The following is a 21,241-nucleotide window of genomic DNA, read 5'->3' on the forward strand; positions in this document are numbered from 1 at the left end:
AAAGCATGGGACAGACACTATTTGATAAAGTTTGGCAAGAACATGTTTTAGCTGGTGAGGAAGGAAATGCTCAGTTATTATACATAGACTTACATATGATTCACGAAGTAACCACACCGCAAGGTTTTGAAAGTTTACGTTCAGAAGGACGCCAGCTGAGGGCTCCTGAAAAAACTATCGCAACGATTGATCATAATGTGCCGACTAAGAATATCTTTACGATTAAGGATGCCATTTCAAGAAAACAAATTGAAGCATTACAAAGAAACTGTCGAGATTTCGGAGTTGAGTTAATGGATCACGGCAGTGAAGGTCAAGGAATCGTTCATATGATTGGACCGGAACAAGGGGCAACTCAACCTGGTAAAACCGTTGTTTGTGGTGATTCACATACAGCAACCCATGGGGCTTTTGGCGCCATTGCTTTTGGAATTGGCTCTTCAGAAGTTGAACACGTTTTTGCGACGCAGACAATTTGGCAAAGAAAACCTAAGATAATGGGGATTAAACTGACTGGTAAACTACAAGCGGGTGTTTATGCAAAAGATATTATGTTGCATCTTATTCATACGTATGGCACTGACTTTGCGACAGGTTATGCGATTGAATATTATGGCGAAGCAGTGAGTGACTTGTCAATGGAAGGACGCATGACATTGTGCAATATGGCGATTGAGTTTGGAGCAAAGTATGGCCTAGTAGCTCCAGACCAGAAAACCTTTGACTATCTTGAAGGCAAGCCAAGAGCTCCCAAAGATTTTAAACGGGCAGTGGCTTATTGGAAGACACTATATACAGACCCAGATGCTGACTTTGACTATGTATTAGAAGTATCTATCGATGATTTAGCACCTTATGTCACTTGGGGGACGACTCCTGCGATGGGGTTACCTTTTGGAGAGAAATTCCCGCAAGTAAGTGATCATAATGATCAACGTGCTTATGAATACATGGATTTGAGACCTCAAATGGATGCGACGGACATCCCTATCTCTTATATATTTTTAGGTTCGTGTACAAATTCTCGTCTGGAAGACTTGATTGAAGGGGCTAAATATATAAAAGGGCGCAAGGTTGCTCCTCATATTTCAGCTTGGGTAGTTCCAGGTAGTCGGCCGGTGAAACGTGCAGCCGAAGCAATGGGAATTGCTCAACAATATATAGACGCTGGATTTGAGTGGCGGGAACCAGGTTGTTCAGCTTGTATATCGATGAATGCGGATCGTGTACCGCCGGGAACGCACTGTGCCTCGACAACAAACCGAAATTTCGAAGGGCGACAAGGAAAAGGCTCACGCACTCACTTATGCAGTCCCGCGATGGCCGTCCTAGCAGCAGTTAAGGGACACTTCTACGACACAAGACTCGATGACGAGGAGGTACCAGTCTTATGAGACCTTTTATAGTTCATAAGGGAACAACCGTGGCTTTAATGGAGGACAATATTAATACCGATCAAATCTTACCAAGTGCCTTTTTAAATCGGATTGAAAAAACGGGGTTCGGTGAATTTTTATTTGATAACTGGCGCTATCTACCAGGATCAGACTATCCAAGAAAAGTTAAAGCAGAATTTCCATTGAATCATCCCGATCGCCAAGGTGCGAGTATTTTAATAACTGGTGATAATTTTGCAGGAGGATCGTCTCGAGAACATGCAGTATGGGCTTTAGATGATTTTGGTTTTAGAGTAGTGATTGCCGGAAGTTTTAGCGATATCTTTTATATGAACAGCCTGAAAAATGGGATGTTAGCCATTAGTTTATCAGCAGAAGAACGTCAAGCACTAGCAAGATTAAAGGGCGACGAACAGATTAAGATCGATTTAGAAACACGAGAAATAGTGACACCGTATGCTAAGTATAAATTTTCAATTGAAGAAGAATGGCGCCGTAAATTATTAGGTGGAATTGACGATATTACTGAAACAATGGCCTATGAAGAACAAATTAAAGCGTATGAAAGTAAGTGGGACGAGTTTTATGCTTATGACGCTATCACATAGTTAATTGATCTAAATTGGACTGAACTTTTGCCGTCCTTATAGCAATAGTTTTGGAATTTTTATACAAGATGTTGAAAGATAGATGTATATTAAAAAGCTTTTTAATTCCTTGAATTGTCAAATTAAACGCAACGCCTTGTTAAAGAAGAGCTCATAGGGTGTTTTCCAACCTAAGCACTTACGCGGACGTTTATTTAGTTTTTCGATACAAGTATTAATGTATTCTGTTGAACACTCTGTTAAATCTTCTGTTTTTGGAAAGTACTCTCTGAGTAGTCCATTTGTATTTTCATTTGTGCCTCTTTGCCAAGGAGAATGAGGATCTGCGAAATAAAAAGGAATCCCATTTAAATGTTTTGTGACTTCTCGATGCTTCGAAAATTCTTTTCCACGGTCGGGTGTAATTGATTTTCTTTTACGCTTTGGCAGTCCAGCTAATAAATTTATCATAGAATCAGACACGTGAATCGAAATTTTCTTCTCAACTTTCTGTGCGAGTAAAAATCGTATTTTTCGGTCAGTAAGCGTGACTAGACAGGCTTTTCCAGTTTTCCCTAGGACGGTATCTGCTTCCCAATGGCCAACTGTTGATCGATTATTCGCTGTCTCGGGTCTTTCATGAATCGTATGCGTAATGGAAATTTTCCACGCTTCTCAGTATGCTTTTTTGTATGGCGTGTTCTTCCCTTGTGTCGTAACTTTCGAACGGCACCACGATTCCCATGACTTAAATTAGCTTCATTAAACTTACCCCGATAAATAGCACGATAAATCGTATTAAAGCTAAGGGTAAAGACAGATTCCTCTAGCTGGATACGATGGGCAATTTGTTCAGGCGACCATTGTTCAGTTAAAAAGAGCTTTTTAACGAGTGTTTTTAATTCAGAATTGTCTAATAGGTACTTTCGACCACACTTAGCTTTATTCTTTGTATATTTTTCTTGAGCAGCTGAAGGAGAATACGTTGACAAATCCTTATTTCTAGAAAGTTCTCGACTAATCGTAGAAGGGCTCCTTTTTAATTTTAGTGCAATGGATCTCATAGAGTACCCTTGATGGTAAAGAAGAAATATCTGTTCTCGTTCATTTATGGTAAGATGTTTGTAGAGGCTCATCATTATCAACCCTTTCAATAGTTGTCGTCGTAAACACTATTTTACTAGGTTTGATGTGAAGAGTCTCTTTTGGTGTTGCACTTAAATTGTAAATTCAAGATTAACTTACAATGGTTTATAAAGTATGTAACCAAAACTTTAGCAAAATAGGTACTCACTTATGACAAACTAGATGTAGTTGACAATGTTAAGGAGAGGAAGTATACTGGAAATTATAAAATTAAATAGTCTTCAGGGCAGGGTGAAATTCCCGACCGGTGGTAAAGCCCACGAGCCGCAAGGCAGATTCGATTAAATTCCGAAGCCGACAGTAAAGTCTGGATAAAGCGAAGACAACATAGAAAGAATATGAAAGACACACAGGTAGTGGTCGTTTTTTTGGCTACCGTTAGAATCTTTCGTATGACTTTTACTATGCATTGTATTATATACAAATGAACACGTAAGCCCTGGAATTATATTATTCCAGGGCTTACTTTGTACTATAAGTTTTTTTGACGAGCAGATTTTTAGCTCGAAGCCAAACTTTTTAGTCAATTCTTTTGATATTGTTTACTTTGAACTTTTAAAAGCCCTGATGATTTTTATCAGGGCTTTTTATTTTTGAAAAAGGAGTTGGTGGAGATGAGCCAAGATAGAGATGAGTATTATATGAGCTTGGCATTGAGGTTAGCAGAAAAAGGAAAAGGATCTGTTACCCCTAACCCAATGGTAGGAGCCATTATTGTGAAAAATGATCGCGTTATCGGAGAAGGATACCATGAGCAATATGGACAACCTCATGCAGAAGTGAATGCTTTCAATTCTGCCTCTGAGGATGTAGAGAATGCAACTATCTACGTCACGTTAGAGCCTTGTTCTCATTTTGGAAAAACACCTCCATGCGCCGATCTTATTATCCAGAAAAAAATTAAGCGAGTTGTCATTGGCGCACTAGATCCTAATCCTTTAGTATCTGGCCGAGGCATTAAAAAGATAAAGACAGCGGGAATAGAAGTGACATACGGTGTGCTTGCTGAAGAGAGTCAACAATTAAACGAGGTATTCATAAAGTTCATCACTGAAAACACACCATTTGTAGTACTCAAAACTGCTATGAGCCTGGATGGGAAAATTGGTACTTCTATGGGTGAATCCAAATGGATTTCAGGAGAAAAATCGAGGGAAAATGTCCATAAGGAACGGGGCAATTTAACCGGTATTATGGTAGGGATTAACACGGTACTAAGAGATAATCCCAGACTGACGGTGCGAGTTAATGACGCCAAAAATCCTGTTCGAATTGTCGTTGACAGCCAACTTCGAATTCCATTGGGTATGAATATATTGCAGCAACAAAAGGAAGCGCCAACCATTATTCTCACTACTAAGCAGGCCGAGCAAGAAAAGGTGGATTTACTTACTGAAAAAGGTATAACAATATTGATTGTGGCAGATCGCAAAGGGAAAGTTGATTTGCGAGAAGGAATGAGAAAATTGGGTGAAATGAATATCGACAGCATATTGCTCGAGGGAGGATCGGAACTGAATTATTCCTCTTTGGAGGCTGGAATAGTAGATAAAATACAAGTTTACATTGCGCCAAAAATTATCGGAGGCAATACTTCTCCCACACCGGTGGGAGGAAAAGGAATTGATAGTTTGGGCAAAGCTTTTCCAATAGAAAAAATGAAAACTAGGATGATTGGAGAAGACATTTTCATTGAAGGGTACATTAAAAGAGGGGTGGATTAAGTATGTTTACAGGAATTATAGAAGAAATTGGGAAAATAAAGGGTATAAAAAAAGGAGAGAATTCTTCTGTATTGACGATTGAGGCAAAAAACGTATTGGATGGAACGATTATTGGGGATAGTATATCAGTCAACGGGGTTTGTCTCACAGTGACTGATTTATTGTCAACTACATTTCAAGTGGATGTGATGGCTGAAACTTTAAACCGTTCTAACATCGGTCAATTAATACCTGGTCAAGAACTTAATCTAGAAAGAGCATTGACTATGGAAAAACGATTAGGTGGGCATATCGTTAGTGGCCATATCGATGGTACGGGTACTATTCAAAATTACCGAGAAGATGATAATACCGTTTGGGTTACCATAGCGACTAGTCCTGATCTCTTGCGCTATGTTATTGAGAAGGGGTCAATAGCGATTGACGGGATTAGTCTAACAGTGGCTGGGGTAGATGAGAGTTCTTTTGAGGTCGCTATTATTCCTCATACCGCTGAAAAAACCATATTATTGAAGAAAGAAGTGGGGGACACAGTAAACCTAGAGTATGACATGATCGGAAAATATGTCGAAAAATTATTGGGATTTGTTAATCCTTCTAACCCAACAAAGAGTTAAATACATCTAGACAATATGAAAGGAAGAAAAGCGATGTTTAATACAATTGAAGAACTATTGGAAGATTTAAAAGCAGGGAAAAATATCCTCTTGGTAGACGATGAAGATCGTGAAAATGAAGGAGATTTAATATGTGCAGCCGAATTTGCTACGGCGGAGAACATCAATTTCATGGCTACACATGGTAAAGGGCTTATTTGTATGCCAATGACACAAGAATATACTGAGAAATTGGCTTTACCTCAAATGTGTTTGTACAATACAGATCATCATCAGACTGCATTTACTGTTTCAATTGACTATAGCGATACTATAACGGGTATCTCCGCTCAGGAGCGTTCCCTAACAGCAATCAAGACTATAGCAGATGATGTTGGGCCGGGCAATTTTCGTCGACCAGGACACATGTTTCCGCTCGAAGCAGTTGAAGGCGGTGTGCTTGTACGAAATGGCCATACCGAAGCTACCGTTGATTTAGTACGCTTAGCTGGTATGAAGCCTGTCGGGTTGTGTTGCGAAGTGATGAAAGAAGACGGTGCCATGGCGCGACGTGATGACCTGCTTTTGATGGCCAAAGAGCATAATCTTAAAATTGGCACGATCAAAGATTTGATTGAATATAGAAAAGCAAATGAACCGTTGATAAGTCGCGATGCGAAGGCTAAATTACCTACTGAGTATGGGGAATTTGAAATATCTACCTATCAACATGTCTTTACAGGCGAGCACCATGTAGCTTTGGTGATGGGAGATGTTACGGATGGGGAGCCGGTTCTTTGCCGAATTCACTCAGAGTGTTTAACCGGAGATGTGTTCCACTCGAAAAAATGTGATTGTGGTCAACAGCTTGATACAGCATTGCAGCTGATTGCAACGGAAGGTCGAGGAGTTCTTCTATACATGAGACAAGAAGGGCGTGGTATCGGATTAGTTAATAAAATTCGCGCTTATGCTCTTCAAGATCAAGGTCATGATACTATTGAAGCTAACCTAAAGTTAGGTTTACCAGTCGATATGCGAGAATACTATGAATGCAAACAGATTTTCGATGACCTAGGAGTCAGTCGTCTACATCTGATGACTAATAACCCCTTAAAGATGGAAAGTCTCGAAAAGTATGGACTGAAAGTGGAGAAACGGATTCCTATTCAAATGGAACCTTTTCCAGAAGATCAAGATTATTTGAAGGTTAAGCAAGTGAAATTAGGACATTACCTAGTTTATTAATAAAAATCAACATAAGAAAAGGGGAAATTAGAATGAAAATGTATGAAGGAATCTTAGTTGCAAATGATTTAAAAATTGGGATCGTGGTGGCACGTTTTAATGAGTTTATTGGGTCTAGTCTATTAAAAGGGGCAATTGACGGTTTAAAAAGACACGGAATGTCAGAAGATGACATTGAGGTAGCATGGGTACCAGGAGCTTTCGAAATTTCAGTGGTAGCTCAAAAGATGGCTGCTTCGAAGAAATATGATGCTGTAATTACTTTAGGTGCAGTCATTAAAGGATCTACTTCTCACTATGATTATGTATGCTCTGCTGTAACGAGTGGTGTGAATCAGGCAGCGTTAAGTACTGGTGTGCCGGTACTATTTGGGGTATTGACTACCAATACAATCGAGCAAGCGATTGAACGTTCTGGGACGAAAGCAGGGAACAATGGGTATGATGTTGCAGTTTCGGCGATTGAAATGGCTAATCTTTTAAAAGTGGTGTAAGAATATCGTATGGATAAAAGAGAATTAACCGAAATCCGGACCATTATCTTCGATTATGATGGAACTCTACATGATAGCACTGAAAACTATATTTTAGCATTTAAGAAGGCATACAATTATTTGATCAGCCATGGAAAGGCTGAGCCCCGTAAATGGGAAAAGTCTGAAATAACTCAATGGTTGGGATATAGCAGTAAAGATATGTGGGCTAACTTCATGCCAGATTTAGAAGTGACTTATCAGCAATCGGCTTCAAAAATAATTGGAGAGACATTACTACAAAAGGTACAGGCCAATGAAGTCATACTCTTCCCAGGTGCGTTAGAGACAATGACGTATTTGAAGAAATCTGGTTATAGGCTAGTGTTTTTGAGTAATTGTCGTAATGAGTATATGGAGGCTCATCGGCAGGTTTTTCAATTGGATCATCACTTTGAAGGTATGTACTGCACTGAGAGTTATAATTTCATGGCGAAGCATAATATTTTTATGCAAATTAAAGATAAATATGAACCGCCATTTTTAATCGTAGGGGATCGAAGCCAGGATTTTGAGATCGGTACCGTTCACCAGTTAAAGACTATCGGCTGCAACTACGGATATGGAACAGAACAAGAGTTACAGATGGCAGACATGCGAATCAATGACATACGAGATTTAAAAGATATTCTTTAGAATTCAGATTCAATTTATTTTAATAAATAAAACATTCAGCCCCTTTGCTCAGTTAATTATAATGAGCAAAGGGGCTGAATCTTATGCTATTTAATTTCACCAGCTAAGAAGTAAACTTAGTCAAAGTTGACGAAGCAGCGCCTTTAGAGAAAGTATGTCTGTTGGGTTGTGGCGTTACAACCGGATTGGGTGCAGTCAAAAACACAGCCAAAGTAGAAGAAGGTGCCGTAGCAGCCGTATTCGGACTAGGTGCAATTGGTCTAGCTGCTATTCAAGGCTTGAAGAAAGCTAAAGCGAAACGTATCATTGCGATTGATATTAATCCTGGGAAATGGGAACTGGCTAAAAAGATGGGTGCCACAGACTTTGTGAACTCCGCAGAACATGACCGTCCAATCCAAGAGGTAATCATCGAAATGACAGATGGCGGCGTTGATTATAGCTTTGAATGTATTGGCAACGTTGATGTTATGAGAGCCGCACTAGAATGTTGTCATAAAGGCTGGGGCGAAAGCATTATCCTAGGCGTAGCAGGTGCAGGTAAAGAAATTAGTACACGTCCGTTCCAATTAGTGACCGGTCGCGTTTGGCGCGGGTCTGCTTTTGGTGGTGTAAAAGGAAGAACTGAATTACCAGGAATGGTACTAGATTACATGAATGGTGAAATTGATTTAGACTCATTTATTACTCATGAGCTCGATTTCAACGACATCAACGAAGCATTTGACCTACTACACAAAGGTGAATCGATTCGTACCGTGCTGACTTACTAAAAACTGAATGATTGAATCTATTGCTTTCATCTGATCCTATAAGGAGGAAATGAGTTGTCAAAAGTAGAGCTTTTAGAAGAACACCGTAGTTTTGACGGAACACAATATAAGTACCGTCACCATTCTGAACTATTGGACTGTCCGATGACATTTAGTTTATTTTTACCAAATAAGGAGCAATTTCCGGAGCCGCCTTTACTATGGTGGCTGTCTGGTTTGACATGCAACGATGATAATTTCACTCACAAAGCAGGAGCTCAACGAGCTGCAGCCCGTCTAGGGATTGCAATGCTTATGCCAGACACGAGTCCACGTGGGGAAGAAATCGCTGATTCAGCCGATTATGACCTCGGTCAAGGGGCAGGCTTTTACTTGAATGCGACGCAAGAACCTTGGGCGCCTCACTATAAAATGTATGACTATTTGTTAGAGGAGTTAACAGCTTTAGTTCGTAATCAATTTGGCTTAGCAGGACCGGAATTTATTTCGGGTCATTCAATGGGTGGACATGGAGCGTTAGTTTTGGGCTTACGTAATCCAGAACGGTTCAAATCGATTACAGCCTTTGCCCCTATTGTGAATCCATCCGAAGTACCCTGGGGGATAAAAGCGTTCGAACATTATCTTGGTGAAGACAAAGCAGCTTGGTCTGAGTGGGATGCGGTGTCATTGTTGAAGCAGTATTCAGGCAAGAAGATTCCTATTCTGATTGATCAAGGTGACAAGGATTCTTTTTATCCACAAGAACTACAACCAGAGAAACTAGTAGCAGTAGCTAAAGAGAGGGATTATCCTCTTACTTTGCGGATGCAAAGTGGACACGATCACAGCTACTATACTATCGCAACCTTTATTGAAGACCATCTTGAGTTTCATCTTGAGCGAACTAAATAATTAACCATAAAACCGAGCCTGGCATTCAATTGATGCTAGGCTCGGTTTTATATACCGCTTAAATTGCTAAGTAATCTACTTCTTCAGCACTGAAATCAAGCGACTGTTTTTCTGCCATATCCCAAAACTTTAATTCATAGACACAACAGTTTCTGAAAATATTCGTTAATTGAGTTTTTTCAACGTCAGATAGATACTCGCCAAACTGGTCCACTCGAGTTAGAAACGTCCTCTTCACTAATGCCTAAGCGTTCCATATACCCGCGATGGATAGCCATTTCAGTATTTAACGTGGAATTAAGCGAGCTAGCAAATAGTTTCATGTCATCGTTGTTATCGGATTTTAAGATGCCAATCGCAAAGAGTTTAGCGTAGTCATAGAGATAAAGGTAGTCTTGAATCATATAAAATTTAAATTTCTCAATGTCTAAATTGCCATTTTCAATGCCTTTAATAAAAGGGTGGTTAAAACACTGTTTCAAAATATCTTGAGTTGCTCCATATAAATCTTGCGTGAATGTCATTAAATCTCCTCCATTGCTTCGGTAGTAATCGTAATATTTTGACTTGGTTTAGCCCAATGATTCGTTGGGCCGTGCCCGTGTCCCACATCAATCCCGTCTTCAAGCGCCCCTTGTAAATAAGCACGAGCTGTTTGAATGGCCTCTTTCATTGGCTCACCTTTAGCTAGTTCAGCGGTAATGCAAGCTGCAAACGTATCACCTGTCCCATGGGTGTTTTTTGTGTCGATACGGGGACCATTTAACCAGAAAGAGTCACCGTCTTCTAACAACACATAGTCGCTAGATAATGTCGTAGCAACATGTCCGCCTTTGATAATGACATTTTTGCTGCCGAGTGCTTGGAGCTCGACTGCTGCTGCCAAAATATCCTTAATGGAACGAATGTTGCAATTTAAAATTGTCTCCGCTTCAGGAATATTCGGCGTGATAACATCGGCTAAGGGAATTAATTCTTTCCTAACGGTATCCACTGCTCGATTAGTCAGTAGAGCATGACCTCCCTTAGCAATCATAACGGGGTCTAGGACATATGGGCCAAAGTCAACTTCGCGCAATTTCTTAGCGACAGCTTTTACTTGGTCACTATCCGCTAACATACCCGTTTTACAAGCCCGAATGTGATAATCGGCTTGAATTGAATCGAATTGCGCTTCAATAAAATCTGTAGGAACAGACATTGAAGCTTGAACGCCATAGGTGTTTTGTGCGGTAAGGGCAACGATAATATTCATACCGAAAACGTCTCGTGCTTGGAAGGTTTTTAAATCTGCCTGAAGTCCGGCACACCCACCAGAATCTGATCCAGCAATTGTAATTGCTTGTATTGTTTGATTTACCATACTTTATTGCTCCATTTCCTCAAGTTGATTTCTCAGTCTTTGAACTTTCTCTGTTATGTTCTCTGCTTGCATAATCTCACTAACAACTGCTATGCCAGCAAGTCCCGTTCCTTTTAAACGTAAAATGTTTGACGAATTTAGACCGCCAATAGCTAGCACAGGAATTGAAACGGCTTGTGTAATCGCAGTTAGCCCATCAATCCCAATTGGGGTAGAAGCTTTCGTTTGAGTTGGGAAAATTGCACCGCTACCTAGATAAGTGGCGCCATTTGTTTCAGCATCTTTTGCTTGCTGGATTGTTTTGGCAGAAACACCGTAAATCTTATCGGCGCCAAAAAGTTCTTGCGCTTTCTGAAGAGGTAAATCACTTTGACCTAAATGAAGGCCCTCAGCATCGATCGCTAACGCAATGTCCAGACGGTCGTTAATAATTAAGGGAACTGCGTACTTTGTAGTGATTGCTTTGGCTTTTAAGGCGAGTTGATAAAAAGCACCAGTATCCGAGTCTTTCTCGCGTAGTTGAACATAGTCAATACCTGTCCGGCAAGCCTCCTCTATAATGTTTAAAAATTTATCCACCGGGTAATCGTAGCGTTCAGTCACTAAATAAAGAATTGTCATAATAGTTCACTCCTTATTGCTTTGTACCAGTTTTTGTCGAATTTTAGTAAGGATAATTGATTGAGTGTTTGATGGCGAAAGGCAGCGATGCCCATTGGTTGAGTGAATTCTTGGTAAACTTTCTCACCGCATAAATTAAAGTAAGAAACCGCAAGGATTGCTGCATCAAATGCTGTGACGCCTTTTGCCATCCAATAGGCAGCTAGAGCACCAACGATATCACCTGATCCAGTGAAGCTTGCGAGTTCAGCGACACCATTTTTCAACAGGAGACTTTGATCCTGATTCACAATTAAATCCACCGAACCTGTCGCTAGATAGGTCAAACCATTTACCATGGACATCGCCTTTAAATGCCGGGCAAGTTCGCTCACCGATGCAAGTTCTTCATCGGCCTGCCCCGCATCGACGCCATTACCCTGATTTGATAAATTAGCATATGCACGCATTTCGCTCATATTTCCTTTGATTAAACTCGTTGGAGGAAACTGTAAATCATCTGCTAATGCTTTATTAATAGAGTTGGTGCTGATCGCCACTAAGTCGACTACAGTCGGTGTGTGCAAATTATTGGCGTAATAATTTGCAAGTCGAAGCGATTTTTCTCTAGTGAGGGACATATGACCGAAATTTAATAACAAGCCATCACAGCGTGTCACCGCTTCTTCAATACTGCGATTGTCTTCAGTCAAAAAAGCACTTCCTCCCACGGAGAGTATCGCGTTAACTAAGACTTCACTTGTGACCGCACTTGTCATACAGTGGATTAAAAGGTTTTGTCCTCCCTTGAAAGCAGCTTCCACTACTTGTTTATGGTTATAGTTCATCGCTAAAAACCTCTCTCATGCGTTGAGTAACCCCTCTAACTTCTAAGGCCTTGACTACAGGAAACGTAATAATAGCCCCAATGATGCAAGCACCTATAAAGCTAGGCATAAAAACGAACAAGTTACTAGCATCGCCTGAAATCAACCAAGCCGAAACCAAAGCTCCGATGATTCCTGTTCCGATAAACTCTCCCACTATTGAAGAGCTGATACGTGGGTATAATTTGTAAAAAATACCGGCTAAAGCAGCACCAAATACTGCTCCAGGAATAGTAATAATTGAAGAACCTAGTAAAAGAACTCTGAGGAGGGCCGCTGCTGCAGCCATTAATGTCGTATAAGCGGGTCCAATTAAAATGGCACACATCATGTTCATCACACTCGAAATTGGCGCTAAACCGTAGACACCTACTAATTTAGTCAGAATCGTATTTATAGCAATTAAAATAGCCAACATTACCAATTTATTTGTCTTCTTACTTGTCATACCATGCTCCTTAAATTAAATTTTCGAATAAAAAAACCCGACTTAAATAAGTCGGGGTCCATTTGCGCACAAAAAAATCGATACTCCCTTCGTCAGTATTAGCTGCATCAGGTTCAATGGGTATAATCTCAGCGTTCACGCACCCCAGTAAAATTTTATTCAATTAGATTAAGTATATCACATTGTGCAAATAAAAGAAACCGTATCCAATTAATTAACGGAACGATGATTTCTAGTGGTATAAACAAAAAACAGCCGAGATTAGATACCTCGACTGTAACTTTTAATATTCTAAGGCGATTAAATCTTCGATCGTAACATCATTATCTTCTTCATATCCATCAACATCAAAACCACTTAAGTTTTGTATTCTTTCATGAATACGTCGTAGCCCGTTAGATCAGAATTAAAGTTGTCACCATTGATTTTCTCAATTAACGCTTCAGTCGCAGCTTGAACTTCAGGATTCAATTCCCAGCTATCGGGACGCAGACGACCCTTTTCGTCATACTCAGAATTGTTTCCGTAAAGCATGTCACGGTAAATACGGTCTTGGTGCATGATAGGTGTCTCGTGCGTCCCGTTGTCCGTCATGACTCGATATAAGCCCATGCAATAAACAGGGAAGAACGGAATAACTGAACTCGCTTTAGTGGTAACAGCTGTTGCGACCACGATAGTTGCCTTACCATTGATATCAGCTAGTAAGTCGTTGATGTTGTCTGCTTTCACTTCACAATCAGCTTTAGCACGACCTAATGTGCCGTCGCCATAGTAAGGTTTATTGATGTCAGAGCCTAGGTATGAATAGTTAACGGTTTGGACGCCATCAGCTAGGACATCAGCTTCTTTTAAAGCTTCCATCCATAATTGCCAATCTTCGCCACCCATTACTTTAACCGTGTCAGCAATCTCTTCTTCAGTAGCAGGTTCTAGCACATGCTCATAAAAATCTTGTTTTTGAATATCCACATTCGGACCTACAACTGTTTGATCAATGGATTTGATCACTGAGTTAAAACGTTCACCTGAATCAGGATCCACACGGACACTTGATGCCAGACTATAAACGACCAGGTTTAACTTGCCATCGAATTCATCTTTGATGTATTGAATCACATCTTGCTTAGTTTCATGGCTAAAAGCGTCTTGAACAAAGTTTTTAGCGACTAAACCCTCTGCTTCGGCAGCTTGCTTGAAATAGATATTGTTATACCAACCAGCTGTCCCTAAATTCTTCTCAGATTTAGGCCCTTTTTCGAAAGAAACGCCGATTGTATCAGCGCCAGCACCGAAAGCAAGCGTGATTCTGGTTGCTAGTCCGTAACTTGATGAAGACCCAATGATTAACACTTTTTTAGGAATGTTAGCCGAAGAATCGATGCGTTTACGTTACTTCTTTCCGGATGTACAAATCAAAGGTTACTACCCGAACTATGTGCTGAAAGAGTTTGAACGTGATGGTTTAAATATCTCGATGGAAGCTGGAGATGCAGAAATCTTAGCTAATGGTAAAGTGGACTATTTAGGTTTCAGCTACTATATGTCAAACGCTGTAGACATAAATCATGAAGAAACCGATAATGGTGAGGAGAACGTTCACGGTAAAATCCCTCATCAAGTAGATAACTCATACTTAACAGTAAGTGATTGGGACTGGACGATTGACCCAATTGGCTTGCGCTATGTCATGAACCGCCTATGGGATCGTTACCAAATTCCATTATTCATCGTTGAAAATGGCTTTGGTGCCATTGATACGATAGAAGAAGATGGTAGCATCCATGACCTAGAACGTATTGAATACTTAAAAGGTCATGTTGAACAAATGATTAAAGCAGTGGATTATGATGGTGTTGAATTAATGGGCTACACACCGTGGGGCATCATTGACCTTGTTTCCTTTACCACTGGCGAAATGAAAAAACGTTACGGCATGATTTACGTTGACCGTGACAATGAAGGAAATGGAACACTCAACCGTTCTAAGAAAGCTTCCTTTAATTGGTACCAAAAAGTAATCGAAACAAATGGTGAAGACTTAAGCCTCTAGGCTAAAAGAACTCAAGAAAAGCGCTGAGAAGACATTCCTTCTTAGCGCTTTTTTATTTAGAAAATTACTGAGTAGATTAAAAACAAATGATAAAAACTTGACTTTAGATTAAAATCAAGTTATAGATAAGACTATCTTAAAACTCATTCAGAAAGGTGTGTCGACACGATGCTCTTAAATTTATCATATCAAGTAGTCATAATTAACCGTATTTACATTAGATAGTGTTTGTATCTTCTTTTCATGGATACAAACACGGCGCAACCGCGTGATTTGTATCTATGAAGTACTGTTATTATGAGTGCCTGCATAGATAGTTTGAATCGATTAAACTCTATGTAGGTGGATAAATGTAACTGCTAAACTAAAATTAACATAATTTGTTCAATAAGAATTAACAGGTTATGGTCATTAATAATTAACATCATTAGTGATTGTTAACACAAGCATCTCGTATAATAAGCTTATTCTTATACGGGAGGAAAAAAGGTGGACAAATTATTGATGTATACACAGATTAAACAGCTTAAATAAAGGAAGTTTACGAACAAGCATTAAATGTTTCCATGTTAACCGATCCGGTTTTAGACCCGGCACTTACAACCGATACTTATTCGCCATTCCTACTCAAAAATATTTTTGAGGGCTTAACTTGGATCGACAGCGAAGGTGTTACGCAGCCAGCCATGGATTCGTCTTGGCAAGTTAGTGAGGACAGCTTAGTATATACCTTTACGCTACGCGAAGGAGCTGAATGGTCGAATGGTGACCCAGTTACGGCTCATGATTTCGAATTCGCTTGGAAGCGTGTGTTGAATCCTGAAACTTTAGCATATGAAGCAGATGAATTATTCATACTTGCTGGCGCAGAAGCTTATTATTTAGGTGAAGGTTCCGCCGAAGAAGTGGGCGTTAAAGCCTTAGATGACAATCAATTGGAGGTAACCTTAAAATTACCGGTACCTTATTTCTTAGAATTAACTAGTCGCTTAGGTAAACTACTTCCCGTTCATCAAGCAAGCGTCGAAGCAAATAGCGCTTGGGCACAAGAAGGCGGCGATAGCTTTGTCAGCAACGGACCGTTTACCGTGTCAGAAATTAATCATAATAGCCACTATGTTTTGGCCCATAATGAGCATTACTGGGATCAAGAAAATGTTGCCTTAGAAACTGTGACCATCTATATTGTGGAATCTGAAGCGACTGCCAATACGATGTTCCAAGCGCATGAACTAGACTTTATCGGAATTCCTTTTAACTCGGTATCGCTCGATGCCATCGATTTATATCGAGAACAAGATTTGTTTAACGTGGTTGACTTTGCGGCAATCTACAACTATAAAATGAATACAACTGATGAAACGTTATCGAATGTCAATATTCGGATGGCTTTAGCTTTAGCAGTTGACCGTCAAACATTAATTGATAATGTGACAAAAGGCGAAGAAACACCCGCTTTAGGTTTTGTACCGCCAATGATGAAAGGTTTTGAAGAAGATCGCGGCTATTTCAAAGATGCTGATTTCGAAAGCGCTCGGGAATATTTAGCCAAGGGAATGGAAGATCTTGGCTTAACTGACCCTAGTCAAGTCAGCGTGACCCTGTCAACTAATACAAGTGAATCACACTCGGCAATTGCTCAATTTATTCAGCATGGTTGGGTTGAAAACTTAGGAATCAGTGTCGAAGTTGCTAACACCGAATGGCAGGTCCATTTAGATCAATTGAGTACGCTGAATTATCAATTGGGCCGGATGGGTGACACTGGTGAATATAACGATGCGTATACCTTCTTAACCAAATTCGAAGAAGTAGATAACGCCGATAATCGTACCGCTTGGCACAATGACACTTATACTGATTTACTGACGAAATCGAGAACTGAAAATGATTCAGCGAAAAGAGTGGCCTTACTACAAGAAGCTGAAGCACTTCTAATGGAAAGCGTTCCTTTTGTACCGGTATATTATTACAGCAATTCTTATGCTTTCCACGATAATGTAAAGAATATGGCGCCTAATTCTTTCATCGAAGTCAACTTAAAAGAAGTTGAAATGAAATAAATTTACCTTGAAAAGCAACTACTTAAACCATTGGAGGCAACAATATGTTAACAAACGAACTCATTACGAATACGATTTTTAAAGAAGAAGCGGCTATGATTGACTTTCGCCGTGAACTCCATCAATACCCTGAATTATCGATGGAAGAATTTGAAACAACCACACGAATTGCCCGCGAACTAGACAAGTTAGATGTCTCCTATCGTCTCACTGAACAGACTGGAATCATCGCTGAAATTAGCGGTGGCTAGCCCGGTAAAACCATTCTGCTGCGTGCAGACATCGATGCTTTACCAATTTATGAGATGAACCGTGACTTGCCTTACCGCTCTGATACGGATGGCAAAATGCATGCCTGCGGCCACGATTCCCATGCTGCAATGTTGTTAACAGCAGTCAAGGCCTTATTATCCGTGAAAGATCAGCTGAAAGGGACTGTGCGTTTAGTGTTTCAACCTGCTGAGGAAAGTGCTTTAGGGGCTAAGAAAATGATTGAACAGGGCGTGTCCGATGGAGTTGATTATGTCTTTGGGATTCACATTGCGTCTTGGACGGAAGCAAACCGCTTTATATGTCCAGTTGGTGAAATGATGGCTGCTTGCGATATCTTAAAAATAAGATTTGTCGGAAAAGGAGGCCACGGGGCTCATCCTAACCAGGCCGTTGATGCGGCAGTTATGGCGAGTGCTTTTGTGGTCAATGTTCAAGCAATCGTAGCCCGTGAAGTCGATCCGATTGAATCAGCCGTTGTCACCATTGGTAAGATGGACGTTGGCGATCGCTTTAACGTTATTGCCCATGAGGCTGTTCTAGATGGAACAGTCCGAACATTCAATGAGACAACGCGCACTCAAGTCGAAGCAGCCATTAACCGCTATGCCAAAGCCATCGCAATGCAGTACCGCGGCGAAGTGGAAGTCGAATATGTTCGTGCAACCGAACCAGTCTCGAATGAAGTTAAAAGTGCTGAACTAGTTCGTGGCATCATTCGTGAACGTTTTGGAGCAGAGGCACTTAAAGCAGACACTAAAACAACTGGCGGAGAAGATTTTGGCTTCTATATGTCAGCTAATAATACCCCTGGTGCTTTTGCAATGGTTGGAACACGCAATGAAGCAGCCGGCAGTTACTACGAACACCATCACGGGATGTTTAATGTGGATGAAGGTACCTTGAAAAACGGTGCGGAATTGTATGCACTATACGCTTACAATTATTTAGAACAAGCGAGCGAGGAGTTGGAAGAACTCTAAAGGCTTGCTGTTAGAAAGAGCGGCTCTCCCTTTATCAAGGAGCTGGCAAAATAATAAGAATATGTCGAGACGAATCTTTAGGGGTTCGTCTTTTTTTATTGCCCATCAGAACATCGTCAAGACGCTTGCTAGCCTGTGACGTGCTGGACTGAGGTTTGAAAAACAGTGTGACGAACTAAGAGGTCATGAATGCGACTGGATTGGATATCTTATTTATATGGTTAGTTAGCGTTCGAAGGCATAAATTCTCCTTCTAAAGTAAGAAGTGTCTTTTAGTTAAGAAAACTAGTCCATCGAACTATATGTAGGTTTTTTTGAAATCTATATGAAACTGCTTGATAAAAGGAAAACCTCCTGAAAAAATCTCATATCATAAGAGAAATTTTAGGAGGGATTGACATGATATATGCATTATCTATTCAATTCAGAACAAAAATCGCTAGACGCATCAGGCGAACACGAAGTTAGTCTGCGAGCTTTATCGGCAATATTTAAAAGACAATTGCCCCGAACTCAGCCGTTAAAGAACATAAAGAAACGAAGAGAATTTATTGGGTTTCATTATCATTAATTTTTGAGAAATGAATCAGTTTGTTTAGTGTATCTGCAATTAAAAACTAAACAAACAAATGTTGAATTGCATTCAAAAACTCCTCCTTATCACACTATTTCAAGTGATAAGGAGGAGAGTTTTATGATCTAATAGAGTTGCTTTCACTTACCTTACTGACAATGCCTATAGAGTTAATCTATATAATGAAGGGATAAGAATTAAGTATACAGAGGTTTGTCATCCAAGTGGACTTATTGTCCGCATTCGATGGCCGTCTTGTGAAGCGGTAATCGTTTAGAGATATCTCAGAATTAAACCTTGAGCAATTAAAGCCACGATAACAACCGAAGTATCAATAATGACTCCAGCAACCATCGGTTTGAAGCCCACCCCTGCTACCTCTTTCAAGCTAGTTTGCATACCAATAGCTGCTAATGCCACGGCTAAGAAGAATTTAGATAAAGAAGTCAGCTGTTCAACCATCAAATCTGGAACTAGGCCTGTACTTCTAATGGCAACAACAGCGAGAAAACCAAGAATGAACCAAGGGAATATTTGGACAATATTTACTATTGGTTTATTTTTTTCAGTGGATTCTTTTTTAGCATAAACCCAAGAGAAAATCAGTACAAGTGGTACGATAAAAAGGGTCCTAGTGAGCTTCACAATGGTCGCCAATACGCCGGCTACATCTGAAAAGGCGTATCCTGCTGCAACAACGGATGAAGTATCGTTAACTGACGTCCCAACCCAGAGTCCATAACCTGTATCACTAAGGCCTAACATGTGACCAATCCAAGGGAAAGCAATAACGGTGATAATATCAAAGATAAATGTAGCGGAAATGGCATAGGCGATATCTCGATTTTTCGCTTGAATGGTTGGTCCAAGAGTTGCGACAGCTGTTCCACCACAAATTGCCGTACTTATAGAAAGTAGACTAGCGAGTTTCCAATTAATTTTAAATACTTTGTGGCAGACATAACCAATGCCGAACGCTGTTATAAGCGTAAAAAAAAGAAGAACAAGTGCATATTTACCTGCTTGGGCTACTTGGGAGAAACTAAGCGAGATTCCGCCCAGAATAATTCCATAACGGAGGATTTTTTTGCCACTCCAGCTAATTCCTGGTTCAAAGCTTTCATAGTTCGCAATTATTGGGTTCAGCAACATACCTAAAAGTAGCGATAAAAGAGTTGCTCCTAGAAAATCTATCGGAAGCAAATCGTTGATCAGGTAGGCCGCAGATGCAATCATAGCGGACAGGACGACACCCGAGAGATAAGATTTTTTCTGAATCATTTTACAATCATTCCTTTCAAATATATAAATGATGACTAGAATCATTTTAACAGAGCAATTGGATAAAATAAAATTATGGATTATAATGGTAGCATTAGTTAATATTATAGGTGGAGATGATTAAGATGTTAGACTTTAGACACGAAACTTTTCTTGTGCTTTGTTCTTGTGGTAGTTTTACAAAAGCAGCAGAGCAACTACATGTTACGCAACCGGCTGTATCTCAACATATTAAATATCTTGAAGAATACTATGGTTGTAAATTGATTGATACATCTAACCGAAAGATTAGAATAACTCAGCAAGGATTACGGTTAAAGGAATTTGCAACCACAATCTATTCAGATTCCCAACATTTTAAGGGGAACATACGTACATTTAAATCAGAGGAAATCCATTTTTCCTTTGGCGCAACACTGTCGATTGGAGAATATGTCATGCCGACTATTCTTTCCCGTTTGCTGGCAGCCTTTCCTGCAATAACTTTCCAGATGACGGTCGCAAATACGAAAACGCTGCTTGAACAGTTGAATCAAGGTGAGTTGGATTTTATTTTAGTAGAAGGGTTATTTGATAAGATGCAATACGATACAACGCTCTTTAGACTCGAAAATTTCATTCCTGTTTGTTCGCCGCAAGCAGAATTTGCAACTCAAGCTGTTCGATTTGAATCTCTGAGAAATAATCGCTTAATTCTGAGAGAATCTGGTTCAGGAACACGCGAAATTTTTGAACATATTCTGCTAGATAGAAATTACTCACTCAATATGTTTGATAGAATTATTGAGGTTGGAAATATGGCAGCAATCAAACAGATGGTTTCAAAGGATTTAGGAATCACCTTCTTATTTGAAGTGGCTGCTAAAAAGGAAATAGCGTCCGGTGAACTTTCAAAAATTAACATTGTCGACTTTTCTGAGCAAAGAGAGTTTAATTTCGTAACATTAAAAGACAGCTTTTTCCGCGAACAGTATATGAGAATATTCCAGTTATTGAATCAGGCAGCAGCAGAAGAAGAGGAAATGTAATATAAATTGGCTGTTTACCTAGGGGTTCAGGAAGTTGCTTCAATTTAAACAAGGTCAGAAACACCTGAATTTTCTCCCAACTGATATCAGATTACAAGAGGATTCGAATGCATACGAAGTTGGATTTCTTGAATGTTCCATGATTAATCTAATCTAT

At 40.0% G+C, this 21,241-nt stretch carries 18 protein-coding genes, 4 pseudogenes and 2 riboswitches; of the genes and pseudogenes, 14 read left to right on the forward strand and 8 right to left on the reverse strand.

Going from position 1 to position 21,241, the window contains the following annotated elements:
- The first annotated feature begins 5 nt into the window (after positions 1 to 5).
- Positions 6 to 1,394 (forward strand): 3-isopropylmalate dehydratase large subunit, encoded by a 1,389-nt coding sequence (leuC, locus tag GF867_RS01770; protein ID WP_153831397.1) that lies wholly within the window; start codon positions 6 to 8, stop codon positions 1,392 to 1,394.
- Positions 1,391 to 2,005, forward strand: coding sequence for a 3-isopropylmalate dehydratase small subunit (gene leuD, locus GF867_RS01775; protein ID WP_153831398.1), 615 nt, complete (start codon positions 1,391 to 1,393; stop codon positions 2,003 to 2,005). Before leuC ends, leuD begins: the two co-directional genes overlap by 4 nt.
- A gap of 117 nt (positions 2,006 to 2,122) precedes the next feature.
- On the opposite strand, the pseudogene GF867_RS01780 reads toward leuD, so the two are convergent.
- Positions 2,123 to 3,123, reverse strand: a pseudogene (locus GF867_RS01780) (IS30 family transposase).
- A gap of 220 nt (positions 3,124 to 3,343) precedes the next feature.
- Positions 3,344 to 3,458: riboswitch (FMN riboswitch) on the forward strand.
- A gap of 286 nt (positions 3,459 to 3,744) precedes the next feature.
- On the opposite strand from GF867_RS01780, the pseudogene ribD reads away from it, so the two are divergent.
- The 7 genes and pseudogenes from ribD to fghA all read left to right on the forward strand — a co-directional run.
- A pseudogene (gene ribD / locus GF867_RS01785) lies at positions 3,745 to 4,873 on the forward strand (bifunctional diaminohydroxyphosphoribosylaminopyrimidine deaminase/5-amino-6-(5-phosphoribosylamino)uracil reductase RibD); the annotation flags it as partial.
- Complete coding sequence (locus GF867_RS01790) at positions 4,857 to 5,471, forward strand: riboflavin synthase (RefSeq protein WP_153831400.1); 615 nt, start codon at positions 4,857 to 4,859, stop codon at positions 5,469 to 5,471. The pseudogene ribD and the gene GF867_RS01790, both read left to right, overlap by 17 nt.
- Before the next feature lie 33 nt (positions 5,472 to 5,504).
- Positions 5,505 to 6,698, forward strand: coding sequence for a bifunctional 3,4-dihydroxy-2-butanone-4-phosphate synthase/GTP cyclohydrolase II (locus GF867_RS01795; protein ID WP_153831401.1), 1,194 nt, complete (start codon positions 5,505 to 5,507; stop codon positions 6,696 to 6,698).
- Positions 6,699 to 6,730: 32 nt separating this feature from the next.
- Positions 6,731 to 7,192, forward strand: a complete 462-nt coding sequence (gene ribH / locus GF867_RS01800) for a 6,7-dimethyl-8-ribityllumazine synthase (protein ID WP_153831402.1) — start codon at positions 6,731 to 6,733, stop codon at positions 7,190 to 7,192.
- A 9-nt stretch (positions 7,193 to 7,201) separates the two neighbouring features.
- Entirely contained in the window at positions 7,202 to 7,867 is a 666-nt protein-coding gene (locus tag GF867_RS01805; RefSeq protein ID WP_153831403.1) for an HAD family hydrolase, read from the forward strand.
- Positions 7,868 to 7,974: 107 nt separating this feature from the next.
- Positions 7,975 to 8,640, forward strand: a pseudogene (locus GF867_RS01810) (zinc-binding dehydrogenase); the annotation flags it as partial.
- Positions 8,641 to 8,694: 54 nt separating this feature from the next.
- Entirely contained in the window at positions 8,695 to 9,534 is an 840-nt protein-coding gene (gene fghA / locus GF867_RS01815; protein ID WP_153831404.1) for an S-formylglutathione hydrolase, read from the forward strand.
- Between the two features lie 185 nt (positions 9,535 to 9,719).
- On the opposite strand, the gene GF867_RS01820 is transcribed toward fghA, so the two are convergent.
- The 6 genes from GF867_RS01820 to GF867_RS01845 form a co-directional block, all read right to left on the reverse strand.
- Positions 9,720 to 10,058 carry a thiaminase II/PqqC family protein gene (locus GF867_RS01820; protein ID WP_216650246.1) on the reverse strand — a complete coding sequence of 113 codons (339 nt, stop codon included), beginning with the start codon at positions 10,056 to 10,058 and terminating at the stop codon, positions 9,720 to 9,722.
- Positions 10,058 to 10,897: a bifunctional hydroxymethylpyrimidine kinase/phosphomethylpyrimidine kinase gene (gene thiD / locus GF867_RS01825; protein ID WP_153831405.1), complete on the reverse strand. Its 840-nt coding sequence runs from the start codon at positions 10,895 to 10,897 to the stop codon at positions 10,058 to 10,060. Before thiD ends, GF867_RS01820 begins: the two co-directional genes overlap by 1 nt.
- A gap of 3 nt (positions 10,898 to 10,900) precedes the next feature.
- Positions 10,901 to 11,518 carry a thiamine phosphate synthase gene (gene thiE, locus GF867_RS01830; RefSeq protein ID WP_153831406.1) on the reverse strand — a complete coding sequence of 206 codons (618 nt, stop codon included), beginning with the start codon at positions 11,516 to 11,518 and terminating at the stop codon, positions 10,901 to 10,903.
- Positions 11,515 to 12,345: a hydroxyethylthiazole kinase gene (locus tag GF867_RS01835; RefSeq protein WP_153831407.1), complete on the reverse strand. Its 831-nt coding sequence runs from the start codon at positions 12,343 to 12,345 to the stop codon at positions 11,515 to 11,517. Before GF867_RS01835 ends, thiE begins: the two co-directional genes overlap by 4 nt.
- Positions 12,335 to 12,832, reverse strand: a complete 498-nt coding sequence (gene thiW / locus GF867_RS01840) for an energy coupling factor transporter S component ThiW (protein ID WP_153831408.1) — start codon at positions 12,830 to 12,832, stop codon at positions 12,335 to 12,337. The genes GF867_RS01835 and thiW overlap by 11 nt, the downstream gene beginning before the upstream one ends.
- 67 nt (positions 12,833 to 12,899) lie before the next feature.
- Positions 12,900 to 12,989, reverse strand: a riboswitch (TPP riboswitch).
- Positions 12,990 to 13,189: 200 nt separating this feature from the next.
- The gene (locus GF867_RS01845) at positions 13,190 to 14,185 is read right to left on the reverse strand and encodes a trans-2-enoyl-CoA reductase family protein (protein ID WP_366927719.1); all 996 of its coding nucleotides are present in this window, start codon (positions 14,183 to 14,185) and stop codon (positions 13,190 to 13,192) included.
- 10 nt (positions 14,186 to 14,195) lie between these two features.
- Between GF867_RS01845 and GF867_RS01850 the strand changes: the two are divergent.
- The 4 genes and pseudogenes from GF867_RS01850 to GF867_RS01860 form a co-directional block, all read left to right on the forward strand.
- Positions 14,196 to 14,885, forward strand: a pseudogene (locus GF867_RS01850) (family 1 glycosylhydrolase); the annotation flags it as partial.
- Between the two features lie 566 nt (positions 14,886 to 15,451).
- Positions 15,452 to 16,948 carry a peptide ABC transporter substrate-binding protein gene (locus GF867_RS01855; RefSeq protein WP_153831409.1) on the forward strand — a complete coding sequence of 499 codons (1,497 nt, stop codon included), beginning with the start codon at positions 15,452 to 15,454 and terminating at the stop codon, positions 16,946 to 16,948.
- A 44-nt stretch (positions 16,949 to 16,992) separates the two neighbouring features.
- Positions 16,993 to 17,199, forward strand: coding sequence for a hypothetical protein (locus tag GF867_RS13920; RefSeq protein ID WP_253940690.1), 207 nt, complete (start codon positions 16,993 to 16,995; stop codon positions 17,197 to 17,199).
- Between the two features lie 12 nt (positions 17,200 to 17,211).
- Complete coding sequence (locus GF867_RS01860; protein ID WP_366927721.1) at positions 17,212 to 18,201, forward strand: amidohydrolase; 990 nt, start codon at positions 17,212 to 17,214, stop codon at positions 18,199 to 18,201.
- A gap of 847 nt (positions 18,202 to 19,048) precedes the next feature.
- On the opposite strand, the gene GF867_RS01865 is transcribed toward GF867_RS01860, so the two are convergent.
- Positions 19,049 to 20,056 carry a YeiH family protein gene (locus tag GF867_RS01865; RefSeq protein WP_153831410.1) on the reverse strand — a complete coding sequence of 336 codons (1,008 nt, stop codon included), beginning with the start codon at positions 20,054 to 20,056 and terminating at the stop codon, positions 19,049 to 19,051.
- 125 nt (positions 20,057 to 20,181) lie between these two features.
- Between GF867_RS01865 and GF867_RS01870 the strand changes: the two genes are divergently transcribed.
- Positions 20,182 to 21,084 (forward strand): LysR family transcriptional regulator, encoded by a 903-nt coding sequence (locus tag GF867_RS01870; protein WP_172973925.1) that lies wholly within the window; start codon positions 20,182 to 20,184, stop codon positions 21,082 to 21,084.
- Positions 21,085 to 21,241: the final 157 nt, after the last annotated feature.

This window comes from Fundicoccus ignavus, assembly GCF_009659375.1.
GTDB lineage: Bacteria > Bacillota > Bacilli > Lactobacillales > Aerococcaceae > Fundicoccus > Fundicoccus ignavus.

Bases quoted from the DNA above. Each gene is read 5' to 3' on its own strand.
- leuC (WP_153831397.1), top strand. From the start codon at position 6: ATGGGACAGACACTATTTGATAAAGTTTGGCAAGAACATGTTTTAGCT.
- GF867_RS01865 (WP_153831410.1), bottom strand. From the start codon at position 20,056: ATGATTCAGAAAAAATCTTATCTCTCGGGTGTCGTCCTGTCCGCTATG.
- GF867_RS01870 (WP_172973925.1), top strand. From the start codon at position 20,182: ATGTTAGACTTTAGACACGAAACTTTTCTTGTGCTTTGTTCTTGTGGT.
- leuD (WP_153831398.1), top strand. From the start codon at position 1,391: ATGAGACCTTTTATAGTTCATAAGGGAACAACCGTGGCTTTAATGGAG.
- thiE (WP_153831406.1), bottom strand. From the start codon at position 11,518: ATGACAATTCTTTATTTAGTGACTGAACGCTACGATTACCCGGTGGAT.
- GF867_RS01820 (WP_216650246.1), bottom strand. From the start codon at position 10,058: ATGACATTCACGCAAGATTTATATGGAGCAACTCAAGATATTTTGAAA.
- GF867_RS01835 (WP_153831407.1), bottom strand. From the start codon at position 12,345: ATGAACTATAACCATAAACAAGTAGTGGAAGCTGCTTTCAAGGGAGGA.
- GF867_RS01790 (WP_153831400.1), top strand. From the start codon at position 4,857: ATGTTTACAGGAATTATAGAAGAAATTGGGAAAATAAAGGGTATAAAA.
- ribH (WP_153831402.1), top strand. From the start codon at position 6,731: ATGAAAATGTATGAAGGAATCTTAGTTGCAAATGATTTAAAAATTGGG.
- GF867_RS01855 (WP_153831409.1), top strand. From the start codon at position 15,452: ATGTTAACCGATCCGGTTTTAGACCCGGCACTTACAACCGATACTTAT.
- GF867_RS01795 (WP_153831401.1), top strand. From the start codon at position 5,505: ATGTTTAATACAATTGAAGAACTATTGGAAGATTTAAAAGCAGGGAAA.
- GF867_RS13920 (WP_253940690.1), top strand. From the start codon at position 16,993: ATGTTAACAAACGAACTCATTACGAATACGATTTTTAAAGAAGAAGCG.
- GF867_RS01805 (WP_153831403.1), top strand. From the start codon at position 7,202: ATGGATAAAAGAGAATTAACCGAAATCCGGACCATTATCTTCGATTAT.
- thiD (WP_153831405.1), bottom strand. From the start codon at position 10,897: ATGGTAAATCAAACAATACAAGCAATTACAATTGCTGGATCAGATTCT.
- thiW (WP_153831408.1), bottom strand. From the start codon at position 12,832: ATGACAAGTAAGAAGACAAATAAATTGGTAATGTTGGCTATTTTAATT.